This is a genomic window from Flavobacterium praedii (genome assembly GCF_026810365.1).
In the GTDB taxonomy this organism is placed as follows: Bacteria; Bacteroidota; Bacteroidia; order Flavobacteriales; family Flavobacteriaceae; genus Flavobacterium; species Flavobacterium praedii.
This window is the reverse complement of record NZ_CP113948.1, coordinates 3,888,775-3,909,142: the sequence shown is the minus strand read 5'-3', so window position 1 is coordinate 3,909,142 and position 20,368 is coordinate 3,888,775. Positions and strand designations below refer to the sequence as shown.

13 protein-coding genes are annotated in these 20,368 nt (G+C 33.7%); 5 read left to right on the top strand and 8 right to left on the bottom strand.

The features are described from left to right. The first annotated feature begins 67 nt into the window (after positions 1 to 67). The 3 genes from OYT91_RS16500 to rlmB all read left to right on the top strand — a co-directional run bounded on the left by OYT91_RS16500 (position 68) and on the right by rlmB (position 5,605). Complete coding sequence (locus OYT91_RS16500) at positions 68 to 3,298, top strand: SusC/RagA family TonB-linked outer membrane protein (protein WP_281238813.1); 3,231 nt, start codon at positions 68 to 70, stop codon at positions 3,296 to 3,298. Positions 3,299 to 3,308: 10 nt separating this feature from the next. After that, positions 3,309 to 4,790, top strand: a complete 1,482-nt coding sequence (locus OYT91_RS16495) for a SusD/RagB family nutrient-binding outer membrane lipoprotein (protein WP_281238812.1) — start codon at positions 3,309 to 3,311, stop codon at positions 4,788 to 4,790. Positions 4,791 to 4,870: 80 nt separating this feature from the next. Next, positions 4,871 to 5,605, top strand: coding sequence for a 23S rRNA (guanosine(2251)-2'-O)-methyltransferase RlmB (gene rlmB / locus OYT91_RS16490; RefSeq protein WP_269223836.1), 735 nt, complete (start codon positions 4,871 to 4,873; stop codon positions 5,603 to 5,605). A 31-nt stretch (positions 5,606 to 5,636) separates the two neighbouring features. Here rlmB and OYT91_RS16485 read toward each other — a convergent pair whose 3' ends face one another. After that, positions 5,637 to 6,434, bottom strand: a complete 798-nt coding sequence (locus OYT91_RS16485; protein ID WP_281238811.1) for a rhomboid family intramembrane serine protease — start codon at positions 6,432 to 6,434, stop codon at positions 5,637 to 5,639. A gap of 294 nt (positions 6,435 to 6,728) precedes the next feature. Here OYT91_RS16485 and OYT91_RS16480 point away from each other — a divergent pair, with 294 nt between their 5' ends. Further along, the gene (locus OYT91_RS16480; RefSeq protein ID WP_281238810.1) at positions 6,729 to 8,006 is read left to right on the top strand and encodes a replication-associated recombination protein A; all 1,278 of its coding nucleotides are present in this window, start codon (positions 6,729 to 6,731) and stop codon (positions 8,004 to 8,006) included. Between the two features lie 34 nt (positions 8,007 to 8,040). On the opposite strand, the gene OYT91_RS16475 is transcribed toward OYT91_RS16480, so the two are convergent. From OYT91_RS16475 to OYT91_RS16445, 7 genes are all read right to left on the bottom strand, one after another. Beyond that, positions 8,041 to 8,778 (bottom strand): hypothetical protein, encoded by a 738-nt coding sequence (locus OYT91_RS16475; protein ID WP_281238809.1) that lies wholly within the window; start codon positions 8,776 to 8,778, stop codon positions 8,041 to 8,043. 3 nt (positions 8,779 to 8,781) lie between these two features. Then, entirely contained in the window at positions 8,782 to 9,471 is a 690-nt protein-coding gene (locus OYT91_RS16470) for a YjjG family noncanonical pyrimidine nucleotidase (RefSeq protein ID WP_281238808.1), read from the bottom strand. Between the two features lie 9 nt (positions 9,472 to 9,480). After that, positions 9,481 to 9,939 (bottom strand): RES family NAD+ phosphorylase, encoded by a 459-nt coding sequence (locus OYT91_RS16465; RefSeq protein ID WP_281238807.1) that lies wholly within the window; start codon positions 9,937 to 9,939, stop codon positions 9,481 to 9,483. Continuing rightward, positions 9,939 to 10,442: an Xre family toxin-antitoxin system antitoxin gene (locus OYT91_RS16460; protein ID WP_269223840.1), complete on the bottom strand. Its 504-nt coding sequence runs from the start codon at positions 10,440 to 10,442 to the stop codon at positions 9,939 to 9,941. Before OYT91_RS16460 ends, OYT91_RS16465 begins: the two co-directional genes overlap by 1 nt. 54 nt (positions 10,443 to 10,496) lie before the next feature. Next, the gene (gene radC / locus OYT91_RS16455; RefSeq protein WP_281238806.1) at positions 10,497 to 11,189 is read right to left on the bottom strand and encodes a RadC family protein; all 693 of its coding nucleotides are present in this window, start codon (positions 11,187 to 11,189) and stop codon (positions 10,497 to 10,499) included. 205 nt (positions 11,190 to 11,394) lie between these two features. After that, positions 11,395 to 12,807: a UDP-N-acetylmuramate--L-alanine ligase gene (locus OYT91_RS16450; RefSeq protein ID WP_281238805.1), complete on the bottom strand. Its 1,413-nt coding sequence runs from the start codon at positions 12,805 to 12,807 to the stop codon at positions 11,395 to 11,397. 82 nt (positions 12,808 to 12,889) lie between these two features. Then, entirely contained in the window at positions 12,890 to 13,585 is a 696-nt protein-coding gene (locus OYT91_RS16445) for a tetratricopeptide repeat protein (protein WP_281238804.1), read from the bottom strand. 196 nt (positions 13,586 to 13,781) lie between these two features. Here OYT91_RS16445 and OYT91_RS16440 point away from each other — a divergent pair, with 196 nt between their 5' ends. Further along, the gene (locus OYT91_RS16440) at positions 13,782 to 20,288 is read left to right on the top strand and encodes an alpha-2-macroglobulin family protein (protein WP_281238803.1); all 6,507 of its coding nucleotides are present in this window, start codon (positions 13,782 to 13,784) and stop codon (positions 20,286 to 20,288) included. Positions 20,289 to 20,368 lie beyond the last annotated feature (80 nt).

Here is a 20,368-nt window from a genome sequence, read left to right as displayed (position 1 = left end):
TATCAAAAGTTAAATTTAATAAAAAATTAATAGTATTTTTGAAATAACTAATTCAAAATTTTTAAAAATGAAACTAAAGTTCAATGGATTCTTAGTACTCCTAGTAGTACTTGTGGCGCAACTAACTTTTGCGCAAGAGAGATCTGTTTCAGGAATTGTTTCCGACAATGCAGGTATGCCATTACCAGGTGTGAGTGTATTAGTAAAAGGAACAAAGAACGGAACACAATCAGATTTTGATGGAAAATATTCTATCAAAGCAACACCAAGTGATATCTTAGTGTTTAGCTATGTAGGTATGAGGTCTACAGAAAAAAGCGCAAGTACTTCATTAGTAAATGCAAAACTTTCTAGTGATGCAACACAATTAGAAAGCGTAGTTGTAACAGCAATGGGCATTAAGAGAGAAAAAAAATCTCTTGGATACTCTACTCAAAAAGTTGACGGAAGCGAACTAATCAAAACACCTACAACAAACTTTGCCAACAGTCTCTCAGGCAAAGTGGCTGGTTTACAAGTAAAAGTTAGCGGAAACATGGGAGGTTCTACAAACGTCGTGATTAGAGGTTTTAAATCTATCAACGGGAACAATCAAGCCTTATTCGTTATCGACGGAATTCCTGTTGACAATTCGAATACAAATAGTAGTTCACAACAAACTGCACGTGGCGGATATGATTATGGTAACGCTGCAGCAGATATAAACCCTGCCGACGTTGAATCCATAAACGTACTTAAAGGAGCTGCAGCTACTGCATTATATGGCTCAAGAGCCGCCAATGGTGCTATTATGATTACAACTAAAAAAGGTAAAAACAACCAAAAAGGATTAGGAGTATCTTTTGATTCGAGTGTAAGCATTGGAACAATTGACAAATCAACTTTTGTAAAATACCAAAACCAATATGGACAAGGATATTTCCCTAGTTTTAGAGGTGGTGGTGACATAAATGGAGATGGAATTAGCGATGCTGGTTCAATTGTTAGAACAAATCATGATGCATCTTATGGACCTGCTTATGATTCATCTAAATTAGTTTATGGTTGGGACTCATTCGTGCCTGAATCTCCTTATTACAAAACGGCAAAAGTATGGAAAAAAGCAGAAAATGGACCAATTACTTTTTTTGAAAACCCTATTGCAAATACAAATACACTTTCTTTCAGCGGAGGTAATGACAATGGTAATTTTAATATTTCGTATACAAACTTAGCTGCGACGGGAATCTTACCGAATAGCCATCAAAACAAAAACTCTTTCTTAGGGAATGCAAGTTACAAACTAAATGATAAGTTAAGTGTAAACTTCTTAGCTAATTATATCAACACTAAAACTATTGGAAGAAATAATACTGGTTATGGAGCAAACATTATTACAGGATTCAGACAATGGTGGGCAACAAGTACTGACCTAAAAGAACAAAAGGATATTTATCTAGCTACTGGAAAGAATTATACTTGGAATCCAAATAGCTCAACAAATATAACACCTGCATATTGGAATAATCCATATTTTGAAAGATATGAGAATGCTCAAAATGACAGCAGAAATAGATTTTTGGGTAATGCTGGATTGAACTACAAACTAACAACTTGGCTAGATGCAACAGCTAGGGTATCAGCAGACACATATTCTGAAATTCAAGAAGAAAAAAGAGCAAACGGTTCATACGCAGGTGATGAATTTGGTGTAACACAAGAAAGTGTAGGTTCAGGATACCAAAGATTTAATAAGGATTTTTCGGAATTCAATTATGACTTAATGTTAAATTTCAATAAAAACCTAACTGAAAAATTAGTATTAAAAGGAGTTCTTGGCACTAACATCAGAAAGCAAAAAGTAAACACTATTGTAGCATCAACTGCAGGAGGTTTATATGTTCCAAATCTTTTCGCGCTTACAAATTCAGTAAATACCATTCAAAAACCTTTAGAAACAGAAATTAACAGAGGTGTAAATGGGTACTATATTAGTGCTTCATTAGGATATGATGATTATTTATTCTTGGATGCTACTTTAAGAAGAGACGTGTCATCTACATTACCAGACACAAATAACTCTTATTACTACCCATCTGTATCGTCTAGTTTCTTATTTTCTAACTTGATGAAAGTAGATTGGATTAATTCAGGAAAAATAAGAATTGGTTATGCTGAAGTAGGAAATGATGCCCCTTTTGCAAAAACTCAGGATTACTACATAGCAGAATCACCTTTTGGAACACCTCTATATTCAGTTAATTCAACAAAAAACAATACTAATCTTAAGCCCGAAAGAACAAATAGTTGGGAAGCAGGACTAGAAATGCAATTTTTTAATAGAAGAGTTGGATTTGATTTGTCATTATACAAAACAAATACTTTAGACCAAATTGTAGATTTACCAGTATCCGAGGCCACTGGTTATTCAAAACTTTATAAAAATGTTGGAAATATTGAGAACAAAGGAATGGAACTAACTTTGGACTTGTTACCCATTCAAACCGAGGATTTCAAATGGGACATAACGGTAAACTGGTCTAAAAACAAAAATAAAGTCATAGCACTAGATGAAGGAATCAGTAATTATCAATTGGGAAGCTTCCAAGGTGGTGTTTCTATAAATGCAACCGTTGGACAAACCTATGGAACAATACAAGGTACAGACTATGTTTATTTAAATGGCCAAAGAATCGTAGATGCAGCAACCGGCAAATATCAAATTACATCTACTAATGATAATGTTTTAGGTTCCTTCGTTCCTGATTGGAATGGTGGAATCAATAATAAATTTTCATATAAAAACTTCACTTTTAGCTTCTTAATTGACGTGCAAAATGGAGGAAGTATATTCTCATTAGACAGATGGTACGGTGAAGGTTCAGGATTATATTCGAACACTGTTTTCACAAACGACTTAGGAAATCCTGTAAGAAATACAATTGCTGATGGTGGTGGATTAATTCTTCCTGGTGTTTACTCTGACGGAACAGTAAACACTACTCGTTTGAGTGTAAATGATGGAACAGATGGTTCTTTTGGTTATTTAGGTTCTGCAACCAAAGATTATGTGTATGACGCTTCTTATGTAAAACTGCGTGAGATAACTTTAGGCTACAACTTTCCTAAAAAAATGATAGGAAAAGTATTCCAAGAATTATACTTTGGGTTTTCAGGGTCAAACCTATGGATAATCGACAAGAATTTACCAGATGCTGACCCAGAGGCTGGATTAAGCTCAGGTAACATGCAAGGTTACCAATCAGGGGTTTTACCTACAACTCGTAACTTTGCTTTCAACTTAAAAGCTAAATTTTAAAAAAAAACAAATGAAAAAGATACTAATATTAATAGGAATATTGTCTATCACTTTTGGATGTACGGATGACAACCTTACAAGCATGAACGTGGACACTAAAAATCCAACCGCTGTTCCCGCAGGTGCACTACTTGGTAATGCAGAAAAAAACCTGATTGATCAAATGGTAAATACAAATGTTAACAGCAACGTCTTTAGACTATTTGTTCAACAATGGACCGAAACAACTTACCTAGACGAATCTAGATATGACATATTGCAAAGAAATGTACCAGACAATCACTGGAGAACACTTTACAGAGATGTATTGAGAGACCTTAAAGAAGCTTCGGCAATTGTTAGTGTAGAACCTTTAAACGCAGACCCTTCGAAAGCGGCAATAGAACTAAAAGTAAAAAACAATAAACTAGCTATAATTGAACTTTTAAACGTTTACACTTATAGCGTTTTAGTTGATACTTTTGGAAACATTCCATATACACAAGCATTACAATCAGATAAGTTTCCATCACCAACTTATGATGATGCACAAACTATTTATGCCGACTTATTCATTAGGTTAGACGCTGCTCTTCTTAAATTAGATTCTGCTAATAAAAGTTTTGGCGATCAAGATTTTATTTACCAAGGAAATGTTGCCAAATGGGAAAAATTTGCTAATTCTCTTAAATTAAAAATGGCAATTACAGTTGCAGATGTTGCTGAATTAAATCCAAAATCAAAAGCAGAAGCCGCTATTGCCGCAGGTGTATTTACAGCAAGTACAGACAATGCTACATTACAATATTTAGAAACAAGTCCAAATACAAATCCTTTGTATGAAGATTTAGTTATCAGCGGTAGATACGATTTCGTAGCTGCAGATACTTTTGTTGATAGACTAAATACTTTAAACGATCCAAGGAGACAATATTTCTATATTGATATTGAGGGAGTTTATATTGGTTGTCCTTATGCAGAAGGAGGTGATTTTGAGAATTTCTCATCAGCAGGAGACCCAACAGGCGGACCAACTACAAGACTACTTGAACCAACTTTAGAAGGAATACTTTTAGATTATACTGAAGTACAATTTTACTTGGCCGAAGCTACTGAAAGAGGATACACAACAGGTGGAACTGCTAAATCATTTTATGACAATGCAGTTACTTCGTCAATTGTTTATTGGGGAGGTACAGTATCTGATGCTACAACTTACTTAACAAATGACGCTCCTTATACGGGTGGTGTTAACTGGAAAAAAGAAATTGGAACTCAAGCATCTATTGCGTTCTATAATCGAGGGTTTGAAGCATGGACTTCATACAGAAAATTAGATTTCCCTGTATTGGATGCTCCTGCAAATGCTGCAACTGCAGCTGAAGGAGTAGTTCCAAGACGTTTTACATATCCTGTAAACGAACAAACTTTAAACAAAGCAAACTATAGTACAGCTGCAACTGCTATTGGTGGAGACAAATTAAAAACTAAATTATTTTGGGATAAAAACTAATAATTACTATAATTATATTTCAAAACCACCAGCCCAGCTGGTGGTTTTTTTTATACAAACCTTTTACTTAACTTTGCGCCATGGAAAAAGAACATCAAATATTTGGGATTAGAGCAATAATTGAAGCCATACAAGCGGGCGCAACAGTAGATAAAGTTTATATTCAGAAGGAGGCAAGTAGCGAACTGATGAAAGACTTGATGAAAGTGATGAAACGTGGTAATATCAATTTCTCTTATGTTCCTGTTGAAAAACTAAACCGACTGACTCCCAATAATCACCAAGGCGCAGTTGCGACTATCTCTCCTATTTCCTTTTTTGATTTGGAAAGCTTAATTGAAACTGTTATTGATAACGGTAAGAAACCGTTGTTTTTAATTTTAGATCAAATATCAGATGCGCGTAATTTTGGTGCTATTATCAGAACAGCAGAATGTACGGGTGTAAATGGAATTATTGTTCAGAAAGCAGGATCTGCTCCTGTGAATGGAGATACTGTAAAAACTTCTGCAGGTGCGGTATTTAATATTCCGATTTGCAAGGTAGAACATATTAAAGATGCAATCTTTCTTTTGCAAGCCAGCGGAATCAAAACTGTTGCTGCTACCGAAAAAACAGATCAAAACATATACGATATTTCTTTGAATGAACCTGTGGCAATTATTATGGGATCTGAAGATCGAGGTGTAAATCCCTCAGTACTAAAAATAGTTGACGAGAAGGCTAAATTACCAATGTTTGGAACAATAGGCTCTCTAAACGTTTCTGTGGCTTGTGGCGCGTTTTTATACGAAGCAGTTCGTCAGAGATCATAGACTTCTTAGATTTTTAGATTAAAAAAATGAATCAAGACTCCAGTTTTGATTCATTTTTTTCGTTTATATCTTCTTTGTTTTCAATAAAATCATAAACTACATTTGAATTCGACAGAAAAAAAGGATTGATTTCAGAGGGAGTTTCATCAATAATCTCAGGTTTTGGCGGATTGACAAAATTGCCGTTTTCATCAAAGCGCTGCATGAATTTATCTTCTGAAGGGTCGTAATCTGGACATTCCCAATCGTATTTCACTACTTTTTTGAATTCTGCCTTTTTGTATAAAAAAGTGAGCACAAAGCCTGCTATTAAACCAGACAAATGCCCTTCCCAAGAAATGGTTTCATCAACTTTAGGAAAAACATACCAAACCGTTCCACCATAGAGCACTACAACCGTGAGAGACAAAGCTACCAATCGATAATATTGGGTTTGGATCCCTTTGAAAAAAATAAAAGAAACCAATACATAAATTAAACTACTGGCGCCAATATGGTAATTTTCTCTTCCGATAATCCAAGTCAGTGTTCCTGAAATTAAAATTCCATATACTATTATTCCTAATGCTTCTTGACTATAAAAAAAGAACAAAGCTGCCAATAGCACTAGTAATGGAATCGAATTATTATAAAGATGTTCAATATTGGAATGAATAAATGGACTGAAAACAATCCCTTGCATTCCCGAAAAAGTCCTTGGTAAAATTCCGTTATCGTCGAAATCAAAACCAAAACGAATTTCCAACCAGTAAATAAACCACAGGAATAACACAAAAAAAAGTGGCACTCCTATAACGGCATTGGTAAATTTAAAATGATTTTCTTCCATTATTTAGACCTCTTGGATTGTTGGATTTCTTAGATTATTAGACCCTACAGATTGCTATTCTCTTAAACAATTGATTTTTAAAAAATAAAGCAAAAATGTATCCAAAAGCAATTTAGTGCTATTTTGTCATATAAAATAAAATTCATTATGAAAACGGCTGCTCTAGCCCAGATGGAAACGGCATCCTTTTCTTAAGGTGATTTTTCTTCACCTTAAGAAAAGATACAGTGGACAGCTGGAAATAGCTCCTGAAAAATATACTTATAAAAACTGAAAATTGTGTAATTTTGCAACATGGAAGCACCACTCGCAGAACGCATACGCCCACAAAAACTAGAAGATTATATCAGTCAATCGCATTTAGTAGGACCCAACGGCTCGTTGACACAACAAATTGCAAAAGGGATTATTCCGTCGTTAATTTTCTGGGGTCCTCCAGGAACGGGCAAAACTACTTTGGCACAAATTATTGCTCAGGAGTCTAAACGTCCTTTTTATATCTTAAGCGCGATTAACTCTGGCGTGAAGGACATTCGGGATGTAATTGAAAAAGCAAAACAAAGTGGCGGCTTATTTACAACCAAAAACCCTATTTTGTTTATTGATGAAATTCATCGTTTTAGCAAATCGCAACAAGATTCATTGTTGGCTGCTGTCGAGAAAGGCTGGATTACGCTTATAGGCGCTACTACCGAAAATCCCAGTTTTGAAGTGATACCCGCTTTGTTGTCTCGCTGTCAGGTATATATTCTAAATGCATTTACCAAAGCAGATCTCGAACATTTACTGCAAAGAGCTATGAAAACAGATGCTCATTTGGCTTCAAAAAAGATTGAATTGCGAGAAACGGAAGCATTATTGCGACTTTCGGGAGGTGATGGGCGTAAGCTATTGAATATTTTTGAACTAGTCGTAAACGCTTCGGCTGAAGACGAAGTTTTGATTACCAATGATCGTGTTTTTGAATTGGCTCAACAAAATACCGTTTTGTATGACAAAAGTGGTGAACAACATTATGACATTGTTTCGGCTTTTATAAAATCGATTCGAGGAAGTGATCCCAATGGTGCAGTTTATTGGTTGGCACGAATGATTGAAGGTGGCGAGGATGTAAAATTTATTGCCCGAAGAATGCTGATTTTATCTAGTGAAGATATTGGTAATGCCAATCCAACTGCTTTTATCATGGCCAATAATGCTTTTCAGGCCGTTTCTACTATTGGTTATCCCGAAAGCCGAATTATTTTGAGTCAATGCGCTATTTATCTTGCCACATCTCCCAAAAGCAATGCTTCGTATTTGGCGATTGGAATGGCTCAACAATTAGTAAAACAAACTGGAGATTTACCTGTACCTATTCATTTGCGCAATGCTCCAACCAAGTTAATGAAGGAATTGGGATATGGCGAAGACTATAAATACTCTCACGATTATGCCAATAATTTTGCTGAACAGGAATTTTTACCAGATTCTTTAAGCAATACCCCTATTTATATTCCCGGGACTAATTCTAGAGAAAACACAACTCGTGAATTCTTAAAAAATCGTTGGAAAGATAAATACGGGTACTAGCTTTTATATTTTAAAATATTAATAACAAAATCAATTAAAACTTCACGGTAATTTTCTCTGACATTAAAGTGTCTTTTTCATAATATTCAAAAAACCATTGATTATCTTTAAGAATCATAACTCCTTGTGTATTTTCTTTGGAAGCTATATAAATCGATGGGTTTGTGGTTTTATAGGCTTTCAAAACTACTTTTGGAGTAGTATCCACTAATTGAAATCCGTTTTTGATAGGCTGTGCAAATAATACTGTCCCGTCTGGTTCTGCACTGGTATTTGGTATATTTACAGCTACAGCAGCAACAGGTACAATTGTTGGAGTGACCATTTCAGATTTTTGATTATTCGCAGAACCATTGTATTTGTATTGCAATGCATAAACAGACTCAAAGGCTTGATTTAATGCTTCTTTATAAGCTAATTCAAAATCTTTCTCTCTACTTTTTCCAATTTCTGATTTGAAAATAACCTTTCCGCTACAATCTTTAAAAGTAACAAAAAGCTTAGTTACCATAAATCCGCTATCTTTAGATACATCTAAATACAAAAGACTACATCTATCATTATATTGATTTGGAATAACTTCATTGGAATAAAAAGCAACAAAACCAGCTTTTTGCAAATCGAATTTGGTCAATGTTTGGAGTCGATACTGATTTTCAACTTTAAGAAAATCATATCTTACCGGAATAATAACTGCTGCATAATCATTTACCGATTGAGAAAAAGAAAAACTTGAAACGAATATTAACAATAATAGGATTTTAGTTTTCATAATTTATAAATATTTTTTTAGTTCTAATAAATGTGTTACTTGTTTGATATTTTTTTCTACTTTAATTTTTTTGTCATTAAAAAAAATGGCGTCCAATCCTGAATCTAGCGCTCCTTGAACATCGGCTTCCAGACAATCTCCAATCATAATACTATTTTCTTTTTTGGCTTGAGCCAAATTAAGAGCATATTCAAAAATAATAGGATTTGGTTTCTTAACACCAGCCATCTCTGAATTGGTTATCGTTTTGAAAAAACCTGCAATATTTGAATTGTTGATTTTTTTGTATTGCACATCGGCAAAGCCATTGGTAATGATATGCAATTTATATTTTTTTTCAAGATATTCCAGCACTTCGATTGTTCCGTCGAACAAACAGTTGTTTTCGGGCAGCAATTGAATATAATCATGAGCAATACTCTCTATTTGATCGTCAGAAACAAAATATTCCATTGCATCAAAAGTATGTTTGAGACGATTATACCTTAATTCGGCATGCGTAATCTTATCATATTGATATAATTTCCAACAGGCTTGATTGATAGGAACGTACTTTTCGATAAAATCATTTATTTGAATTGAAGGATGATCTTTTTTGAAAATTGTCTCAAAAGCTAATTCTGAATTGACATCAAAATCCCAAAGTGTATGATCTAAGTCAAAAAATATATCCGTTATTTTAGTGGAAAACATGTAATGATACTATTTAAAAATTCGTTTATCAAAAGGAAAATCAGCTTGTTCCGTAATTTTAATTTTATAAAAATCTGTATGATAGGGATTAATCAAAAAATTAAAATCTCCTTTGACTACTGCTGAAGGTACTTTCAGGACACAAGCCTCATTTCTCTTTATAAAATCATCACCCAAAAGAGGTGTTTCAAAGGTACAAGGAAAAACATTCCAATCTATATTTACTTTATCAAGATCTAAAATATCAATGAAAACAGCATCTGGAATATCAATTGTCAACATTACAAAATCATTTGGTAAAGTTGCCAATGAAAGATGAACTAAAACTTCTGCCATAGCCAAAGCCCTATTTTGGGCACAATAAATGATCTCTGTCCCTTTTGAATTCCAGCGTGCTCCCGAAATTGAAGCTCCCTTTCCGGACAATTCAATAGGATATTTTTTGCGTGCTAATCGAAAGACTTCCATTACACAAAAATCCCTTGATCAATTTTATTCAATTCATTCACCACCATTTCTTTACCATAAGAATCTCTGAGCAATTCTATAGGTTGTAGATTTCCAAGAGCGAAGGACGGCGTATTAAGCCATAAATAAAACTGTGTTTCGGTATCAAAAACGGCATTTCCTAAAGAAGTTACTTCAGCCAATTCTAATATTTTTTCGGATTGTAACGGTTTGAAAATAAAATCTTCTTTGATTTTATTTCTTTGAAGTGATTTTGTTGAAATTCCTAAAAAAGAAGCCCAATCCTCTTCGTTAAAAGGAGTTATTTCCTTAATTAAATTAAAAAGTTCATACGGAATTCCTTCGCGAATAGCATGAATAATTAACATTCTATTCTTCAAAAATTCATCGTAAGTAATATTCTTATTCAGAAGCTTATACCCTCTCTCCTGCTCTACTCTATTGACTAACACTCTAACAGCTTTATCAATTGCTCCTCTTGGTTTTAACTTTATTGCTTCCATAAAAAATACATTTGTCTACAAATATAAGACAAATGTCTGCATTAGACAAATTCTTTAAAATATTCCTTCATCTACAAAACTATAATAACCCGTTTCTGTAATGATTATATGGTCTAAAACAGGAATGTCTAATTGTTGTCCGGCAGTTTTAATCTTTTTGGTTATTTGAATATCGGCATCACTAGCTTGCAATTTTCCGGAAGGGTGATTGTGTACCAAAATGATCGAAGTCGCATTTTGTTCAAATGCCAATTTAAAAACAATTCGAATATCAACCATTGTCCCGGTCATTCCGCCTTTGCTCAATTGCGTTTTAAAAAGTATTTTATTGGAATTATTCAAAAACAAAACCCAAAATTCTTCATGACATAGCTCTCCAATTATGGGTTGCATGAGATCGAAAACCGCTTTACTAGATGTGATTTTCGTTAACTCAATTGCATCTTCACTTCTTCTTCGTCTCCCCAATTCCATTGCAGCGATTATCGAGATGGCTTTTGCCTCACCAATACCTTTAAAATTCATTAATTGTGCAATAGATAATTTGCCTAAAGCATTCAAATTATGATCAACACTAGCCAAAATACGCTTACTCAAATCCACAGCCGATTCCTTCCGACTGCCAGATCCAATTAATATTGCAATTAATTCAGCATCACTCAAAACACTTTTGCCTTTGAACATTAGTTTTTCTCTAGGTTTATCGTCTTCTGACCAATTACTGATTGGTATATTGCTTTGTTCCATTTTATCTTTTAAATCATGCTAATATAAAAATAATCTTTAATTATTTATTTATAAAATAAAAAAAATCATACAATAAAATCAACATCTAAGTTATATTGTATGATTAAAATGAAAGATGATCAACCATCTTTAAACATATAACCCAAAAAAAGACCCAAGCCATTATTGCTTAGGTCTCTAAATTATTAAATCTATAAAGTGAATATTATTCAATCAATTCTTTTACCTCATCAAAATTCAATCCTCCATAATTACCGGAACTCATCAATAATAAAGCTGAATTTTCTAGATTTAGATTAAACAAATAGTCTTTGAAATCTTTGGGATTGGTATAAATGATTAAATCTTCTCTATTGAATGCTTTTGAAATTTGCTCATAGGTTACTTCTTCCAATTGTTTGATTTTAACCGCATCTGGCGAATAGAAAACAACGGCAACATCTGCGTATTCCAATGCACCTTCGTATTCTTTTAAAAACTCGGCATTCAAACTGCTGTAGGTGTGTAATTCCAAACAAGCTACAACAGTACGATTTGGATACTGTTCTTTCACCGCTTTGGTAGTCGCGGCCACTTTACTTGGTGAATGGGCAAAATCTTTGTAAGCTACTTTGGTTTTGCTTTCGGCAATTTTTTCCAAACGTTTGGACGCCCCTTTGAAACTGGCAATCGCTTCATAAAATTCGGCCTCATCGACACCCATATTTTGACAAATCCATTTGGCTCCAGCCAAATTATTAAGGTTATGAGCTCCAAATACTTCAATAGGCATAGGGCCTTCTGGAGTTTCCAGTAATGTTACACCATCACTTACTGAATATTTTGGTGTATGATAGGCTAATTTACGTATTGGATTAGTCGCTTTTTCAGCCACACGTTTTACTTCAGCATCGTCTTCATTGTAAACTAGAATCCCTCCGTTTGTAATTTTATCAATAAAAATCTCAAATTGCTCTACATAAAAATCATAGGTAGGAAAAACATTGATATGATCCCAAGCAATTCCTGAAATCAAAGCAATATTGGGTTGGTATAAGTGAAATTTAGGCCTTCTGTCAATTGGTGAAGACAAATATTCATCACCTTCTAGAACCATAAAGTCATTTTCTTCGGTAAGATGCACCATTGTATCAAAGCCTTCTAGCTGTGCTCCTACCATATAATCGACTTCGATATTGTGATAATGCATCACGTGCAAAATCATCGAAGTTATGGTCGTTTTACCGTGAGAACCACCAATAACCACACGCGTTTTATTTTTTGATTGTTCGTATAAAAACTCTGGATAGGAGTAAATTTTAAGACCCAATTCTTGCGCTTTTAAGAGTTCTGGATTGTCTGCTTTGGCGTGCATCCCCAAGATAACGGCTTCAATATCAGCAGTTATTTTTCCAGGAAACCATCCCAACTCGGCTGGTAGAATGCCCTTTTTATCCAATCTCGATTTTGACGGTTCGAATATAGCATCATCACTTCCCGTAACTTGATATCCTTTGTTGTGTAATGCCAATGCTAGGTTGTGCATTGCGCTTCCGCCTATGGCAATGAAATGTACTAGCCCCCTAGCCCCCGAAGGGGGAACTCCTAAGTTTGTAGATTTTGTATTTGTAGATTCCATATGATTTATAAAATTTTTGTATAGTTTTTTTATTTATTAAGTTAAGAATTCCCCCTTCGGGGGTTAGGGGGGCTAGACTGATTTATTGTTTTCTATTTTTATATTCTTCCCAAAGGGCATTGGACTTTTCGGGTTGTTTCATTTTGTTTTTATACAAATCGGCCAACTTTTGGTAACACAATTTAGACCCTCCAATTAAGACAGCTCTTTTGTATTGTTGTTCGGCTTGTCCATATCTTTTAAAATATTCCTCAATATGGCCTCGGGATAAATACCCATCAACAGGAGACAATTCGCGCAACTCTGTTGAATATTTTATGGCTTTGGATTCGCTTCCGCCAACAATTCCTGGCAATTGCAGATTCAGTTCAATTAATGCCCAACGAGCATCAATATGTTTTGGATTCAAAGCAATGGCTTTTTCAAAGGAAGAACGAACTTCACCAATCATCCCCAATGCCTTGAATTTACTAACTTCCAAAGATTTCATTCCCAATGCGCCTCCATATTTGTAGTAATAATTGGCTTCTGTAGGCTTTAATGTTTTTAGTTTTTTATAATACCCAATACTTTTGTCCCAAGATTTTTCCTGACCTGCAATATCTCCTAAATACTCAATAGTTTTCAGATGATTTGGATTGCTTTTTAAATAAGTTTCAAACAAGGGCTGTGCTTGATTATAATTTCCATCAAGGAACAATTTTTCGCCTTTTTCGAAATTAGTTTGCCCTAAAATAAGTAGTGGAAATAACAAAAATATGATCAATGCCTTTTTCATTCCTCAAAAATAAGAAAATGTGGCAAGTATCATTTCGTTTTAAGTAAAAATTAGTAATTTGTACGAAAATTATTTTCGATCTAACTCGAATTACAATCCATTATGAAATCGCCATTAAAAACAATTTTGCGGAAGCAAACACTGATAAACAAAAGGCGATAACATATATGACCTATGACTAATAACTTTTACATATATGAAAAATATTTATTTAGCACTTCTTTTTATATCAACTTCATTATTTGCCCAACAATACGAAAAAGATTGGAACAAGGTCATTAAAAATGAAAATGAAGGCAAAATTAAATCAGCCAATCAAATTGTAGCTAAAATTTACAAAAAGGCGGTTTCCAAAAAAGAAGAAGTACAAATTATCAAATGTTTTTTCTATTCATCTAAGTATTTACAGGTAGTCGATGAAAATGCTCAAACCAAAATTTTAAATAATTTAAAATCCCAAATTAATCAGGCGTCAATACCATCAAAAGCAATTTTGAATTTAATTTATGGCAAATGCTTGAATGATTATAATGAAAATTATGAAGATATTGCAGTCGTAGTTGCTGATACAGTCGCACTCGAAGAAGAAAATAGTGGAGCAACAATTGACAGTTTAACAGTTAATAGCTTTAAAACCGCAGAAGACATTCTCAAAATATTCGAAAAAACATTAGAAAACGAAGCTGTTTTAAAAACTACACCTTTAACCAATTACGAAGCGATTTTTGATTTTTTTACTTTAGAAAAATTCAAAAAAGAAAATTTGTTTGATTATTTGCTAAAAGAAAACATTGCCTTTTATAAATCAAAAATAAATGAATGGCAGTTTGAATCGAAACAATTTGAAGGTCAAAAAAATATTCTTTTAGGCAATACTGATCTCTTTACAAAATTAAACCTTGATTTTATCAAAGATGAAAATGTAAAAAAAGTGCTTTCATTGTATCAAAAACTAGAAGCTGATGTATCAACTATTGAAAATAAATTAGAACGCATACTGTTTTGTTCCAACTATCTTATAAAATCAGATGAAGATTTATTCAATGCTCTAATTATCTTAGAAAAAGACACAAAAGATGCAATTCAACTTCAAAAAATTCAATTAGAAAAGGCTAATACCTACGCCAGATTGGCTTCCAAGGAAACACATCCTGATTACAACAGCAAAGCGATTGCCGAATTAGAAAGTGTTTTGACAGTTACAAATAATTCGAACGCCTACAAACTGGCGATTCAAAAAAAGGAAGAACTGTTTTCAAAAACCGTTCAAGTTGAACTTCAAAAATACATTTACAATAAAGAAAACGCCAGAGCTTTTATTCGATATAAAAACACGAACAATGTAACGATTTCCTTTTATAAAATAAATTACAGCAAAATTGCCGAATTCCACAACAAACCTAACAAAAGGGATAGTTTGGCAACACAAATTACAACCCACAAAAAGCCATTAATCACAAAAAATTATTCCCTTATTGACAAAAAAGACTGTTTTGAATACACCACCGAAATCCTTTTGCCACAACTGGAGACAGGCAGTTATTTGGTCTATTTTGAAAGCGAAACCGATTCCAAAGACAAAAAAGGATTTGGCTACGAAACCATCACAGTTTCGAATATTTCAGTTTTGGCAAATTCAAAAGGAGGTACCGAATACTACAGTGTGCTAAACAGGAAAACGGGTAAACCAATTGAGAATGTTTCTTTAAAATCAAGTTATTTCGAGATGAAAACCAATCCGGATGGCTTAGCAATCTATGAACCAAAAGAAAACAAAAACAGCTATTACAATTCTTATCCCATTTTACTAACAACCGCGAACGACACCATTTTAATCGATAAAAATTATCTTGCCTATAGTGCTGATTATTCTGGAAATGACGAAGAAAAAAACTTTAAAGGCAAGATAGAATTTTACTTAGACCGAGCCATCTATCGCCCTGGACAGACCGTTTATTACAAAGGAATTGCCATTCAAAAAAAGAAAAACCAATCAAGTGTTGTTCCCAATACTTCTTTCAAAATAACCATTCAAGATCCTAATTACACCAACTTTAAAGAATTTGAAGTTACCACAAATGAATTTGGTTCCTTTTCTGGTGAATTTATTTTACCAAAAACGGGCTTGACAGGAAATTTTAGAATTGAAGCAGAAGAACCTGTAGATTACAAAAAAAATACTTCTTATGACAAAACAAAAGACGAACATTCATTTTGGGATAACGTAGATTTTGAAGACTCCTCCACTTATTTTAAAGTAGAGGAATACAAGCGTCCAAAGTTTGAAGTGACTTTTGAACCTAAAAAAGAAAAATTCCAGGTGAATCAATCGGTTACCGTAAAAGGAACTGCCAAAGCATTTGCAGGAAGCACTATTTCGGATGCCAAAGTAACTTATACGATAACTCGTTTTACGAATTCTTTCAGAAATTATTATAATAACGAGCCCGAAGAAATTTTAATTAGTAGCGAAACCAAAACAGATGCTTCTGGTAAATTTGTGATTGATTTCATTGCAAAACCTTCTAAAAATGCAAGTAAGGAACAACTTCCTGTTTTCAATTATCGAATAAACGCAAGCGTTACCGATATCAATGGAGAAACGCATACTGCAGTAACAACTATTAAAGTGGGCTATCACGATTTGGTACTGAATGCAGCTGTTGCAAATAGCATTGAGACAAAAAACAAAAATAAAATCACTCTGAACAGCACCAATTTGAATGGTGAATTCAAAGCCATAAAAGGAGAAATCAAATTGTATTTTGTAAGTCCGTTTCCAAATAAATTCAAATCTAGAGTTTTCCAACAACCTGAAATTAGTACTATTGCCGATGCCGATTTTGAAAAATTATTTCCTTACGAAATTAATCACTCTGAAACTTCCAAAAAGCCAACAGAAACCTTGATGTTTTCTAAAAAAATAGATACCGAAAAAGACAAAAATCTTGCACTCGATTTCATTACTGATTATCAATCTGGAAATTATAAAGTTGTGTTTTCTGCAAAAGATAATTTTGAAAATCCTATTGAAACTGTTTCTAATTTTTCAATTATACAAAGCAAAGACAAATACAGCCCGAATAAATTATTCACTGTTGAGCAAATCAATAAAGACCCGAAGAAAGATGGCTTTGTTTTCGTTAAGATCCTATCAACATTGGACACGTTACATATTCATACTATTGCCAACTATAAAAACAATACTTTTTATGAAAAAAATATTGTTTTAGAAAACCATCAAGCTACAATTACTATTCCACTTCAAAAGGATTTCGAAAAGTCTTTAAAAATTGGTTTTGAAAGTATTTTTGAAAATCAAGCTTTCAATGACCAATTAGAAGTAGTATTAAAATTTGAGGAACCCAAGATGGATTTTTTGGTCGAAAGTTTAAGAAACAAAATCCAGCCTGGGAGCAATGAAAATTGGTCATTCAAATTGAATGCCTCCAATACCAAATCGGAAGCCGAAATTTTGGCATCCATGTATGACAGCTCTTTAGACCAGTTTACCAAAACGGAATGGGGTGCATTAAACTTTAATGACTATAATAACAATAATGTGTATTTCAGAACAAGTTTAGGATTTGATAAAACCCACACTTACATCCGTAGTTTAAATTCACGCGGGACACGAATACACCTTAACAATGAAGACACTAACTTAATGTGGTTTGGTTTTGATTTTAATACAAAAAATCCAGAATTCAATAACATAGAATATAAAAATCAACTTAACAAGAAAGCAAAAAAACCAAAAGATGCAAAACTAATTTATGGTTATATTTTAGATTCGAAATCAGAAGCATTACCTGGAGTTTCTATAATAGTAAAAGGTAGTACTAGAGGAACTCAAACCGATTTTGACGGCTATTATGAAATTGATGTAGCTAAAGATGAAGAATTGGTATTCACGTATATTGGATTTGAAGGTCAAACGCAAATTGTAGGAGATGATAAAAATATGGATATCGTTTTACATGAAAGCTCTAATAGTTTGCAAGAAGTTGTAGTAGTTGGATATGGCACAATGAAAAAAGCTTCACTTACTGGAGCAGTTACAACAGTTGCAGAAGACAACTCTGTCTATAGCCTTGCATCTATTGAAAAAGAACAAACAGGAAGTAAATCAGATATCAAGATTAGAGGTTATACTTCAGTAAACGGAGCAAAACCTTTGTATATTATAGATGGAGAAATTGCCTCTGAAGAAGCCATTAAAAATTTAAATCCTGCAGACATTCTTTCTATAGATGTTTTAAAAGAAGATAAAGCAAAGGCTCTATACGGAGAAAAAGGCAAAAACGGAGCTATCATCATCACAACCAAAAAATCATTAGAAGCCTTAACACAAGTAAAGGCAAGAAAAAATCTATCTGAAACTGCTTTCTTTTTCCCAAATCTAAAAACAGATTCAAAAGGAAAAGTGAGTTTTGGTTTTACTTCTCCCGAAGCTTTGACAGCTTGGAAACTTCGTTTATTGGCACATAATAAAGATGGCGTAACAGGATATCTCGAAAAAAGTGTCATTACCCAAAAAGAACTAATGGTAATGCCTAACTTCCCTCGTTTTTTTAGAGAAAAAGACACTATCGTTATTAGTGCCAAAATCTCAAATATTACCAATGGAGCGAAAACAGGAATTGCAATTTTACAACTTTTTGATGCAACTACTATGCAACCTATAGATGCAAAAATGTTAAACACAAAAAATATCAAAAACTTTACTATTGGCGCATTTGGAAATACAACTGCCAATTGGACAATTACTATTCCAGAAGGACTGCAAGGCGTTCAATATAAAATTTTGGCAAAAGCTGGAAATTTCTCTGATGGAGAAGAAAACATCTTGCCCGTTTTGACAAACAATATGTTGGTTACCGAAAGTATTCCGATTTGGGTGCGAGAAAATTCAAGGAAAGAATACACGTTTGAGAATTTAAAAAACAATACTTCCTCTACTTTAAGAAATCATCTGTTTACGCTGGAATACTCTTCCAATCCATCTTGGATAGCGATTCAGTCCCTACCTTATTTAATGGAATATGAACACGAATGTGCCGAACAAACCTTCGCCAGATTTTATGCCAATGCTTTGGCTTCGGAAATTATCTCCAGCAATCCAAAAATCGCTACCATTTTTGAAACTTGGAGAAAAAATGGAAAATTGAATTCTAAACTGGAAGAAAATGAGGAACTAAAATCCATTATTCTTGCCGAAACACCTTGGCTAAACGATGCCCAAAGTGAAGACGAAAAGAAAAACAATCTAGCCTTGCTTTTTGATTTGGAAAAAATGAAAACTTCGCAACTAACAGCTTTCGACAAATTAAAACAAAAGCAAAAACCTTCTGGCGGATTTGCTTGGTTTGACGGAAGTGACGAAAACGAATACATCACAAGACATATTTTGGCTGGATTAGGGCATTTGGCAAAATTAAATGCTGATGATGCAACTCTTGAAAAAATAGACGAAATTTCCGAAAAAGGAATTCCGTTTATTGATAGAAAGTTTTTAGAATATCATAAAGCTAGAACCAAAAACGGGAAAGCGACAGACAAATTAATTTGGCTAAATCCCAATTCTGATTTGCATTATCTCTATACCCGCAGTTTTTATTTGAAAGATTATCCCCTTTCCGATACTTTAGAGAAAATAACCAAACGCTATCTAGAAACTGCCAAAGAAAACTGGCTAAACTATTCTTTGTATGAAAAAGGGATGACAGCTTTGGTATTGAATCGTTTTGGAGAAACATCATCTGCCAAAAAAATAATAGAAAGTCTAAAAGAAACCGCTTCAAACAACGAAGATTGGGGAATGTATTGGATTGCTAACAAATCGGGTTGGTATTGGTATCAAGCCCCTATTGAAACTCAAGCTTTATTAATTGAAGCTTTTGCAGAAGTGGATAATGACACTAAATCTGTCGATGCTATGAAAGTATGGTTACTCAAAAACAAGCAAACCAAAAACTGGCCAACCACAAAATCCACCACCGAAGCCGTGTATGCGTTACTGATGCAAGGCTCTAATTGGTTGAGTGAAAAAGACAATACAACTTTCCAAATTGGGGAGCAGAAAATAATGAGCAAAAAACTGTCCGAAAATGATAAAGAAGCCGAGACAGGCTACATCAAACTCAATTGGAAAGCCGATGAAATCAAAAAAGATATGGCCACAATAACTATTACTAATAAATCGAAAGTACCCGGTTACGGAGGAGTTTATTGGCAATACTTTGAAGATTTGGATAAAATAAAGAACAATACTGGAACAAATTTGTCGATAACAAAAGAATTATATCTAAAGAAAAATACCGACAAAGGCGAAGTATTACAAAAAATCACAACAAAGAATGCATTGAAAATTGGAGATTTGATTACCGTACGCTTAATTATTATATCCAAAGAAGATGTAGAATTTATTCACTTAAAAGACATGCGAGCTTCGTGTTTTGAACCTATAGATGTGCTTTCCTCCTATCAATATCAAGAAGGGTTAGGCTTTTATAAAAGCACCAAAGACGCTGCAACCCATTTCTTTTTTGACCGAATAAACAAAGGAACTTATGTACTGGAATACGACATTCGGGTAAACAACACTGGAAATTTCTCTAACGGAATTACAACTATTGAAAGTATGTATGCTCCAGAATATACCAGTCATACCAAGGGAATTCGAGTGAAAGCAATTGATTAAATAAATTACAGCAACCCTTCTCATTCCAACAACCGTCTTGTTTCAGTAACTCGACGGTTTTTTTCATATACAAATAATAC

Bases quoted from the DNA above. Each gene is read 5' to 3' on its own strand.
- OYT91_RS16445 (WP_281238804.1), bottom strand. From the start codon at position 13,585: ATGAAAAAGGCATTGATCATATTTTTGTTATTTCCACTACTTATTTTA.
- OYT91_RS16500 (WP_281238813.1), top strand. From the start codon at position 68: ATGAAACTAAAGTTCAATGGATTCTTAGTACTCCTAGTAGTACTTGTG.
- rlmB (WP_269223836.1), top strand. From the start codon at position 4,871: ATGGAAAAAGAACATCAAATATTTGGGATTAGAGCAATAATTGAAGCC.
- OYT91_RS16460 (WP_269223840.1), bottom strand. From the start codon at position 10,442: ATGGAAGCAATAAAGTTAAAACCAAGAGGAGCAATTGATAAAGCTGTT.
- OYT91_RS16495 (WP_281238812.1), top strand. From the start codon at position 3,309: ATGAAAAAGATACTAATATTAATAGGAATATTGTCTATCACTTTTGGA.
- OYT91_RS16470 (WP_281238808.1), bottom strand. From the start codon at position 9,471: ATGTTTTCCACTAAAATAACGGATATATTTTTTGACTTAGATCATACA.
- radC (WP_281238806.1), bottom strand. From the start codon at position 11,189: ATGGAACAAAGCAATATACCAATCAGTAATTGGTCAGAAGACGATAAA.
- OYT91_RS16450 (WP_281238805.1), bottom strand. From the start codon at position 12,807: ATGGAATCTACAAATACAAAATCTACAAACTTAGGAGTTCCCCCTTCG.
- OYT91_RS16485 (WP_281238811.1), bottom strand. From the start codon at position 6,434: ATGGAAGAAAATCATTTTAAATTTACCAATGCCGTTATAGGAGTGCCA.
- OYT91_RS16475 (WP_281238809.1), bottom strand. From the start codon at position 8,778: ATGAAAACTAAAATCCTATTATTGTTAATATTCGTTTCAAGTTTTTCT.
- OYT91_RS16480 (WP_281238810.1), top strand. From the start codon at position 6,729: ATGGAAGCACCACTCGCAGAACGCATACGCCCACAAAAACTAGAAGAT.
- OYT91_RS16465 (WP_281238807.1), bottom strand. From the start codon at position 9,939: ATGGAAGTCTTTCGATTAGCACGCAAAAAATATCCTATTGAATTGTCC.
- OYT91_RS16440 (WP_281238803.1), top strand. From the start codon at position 13,782: ATGAAAAATATTTATTTAGCACTTCTTTTTATATCAACTTCATTATTT.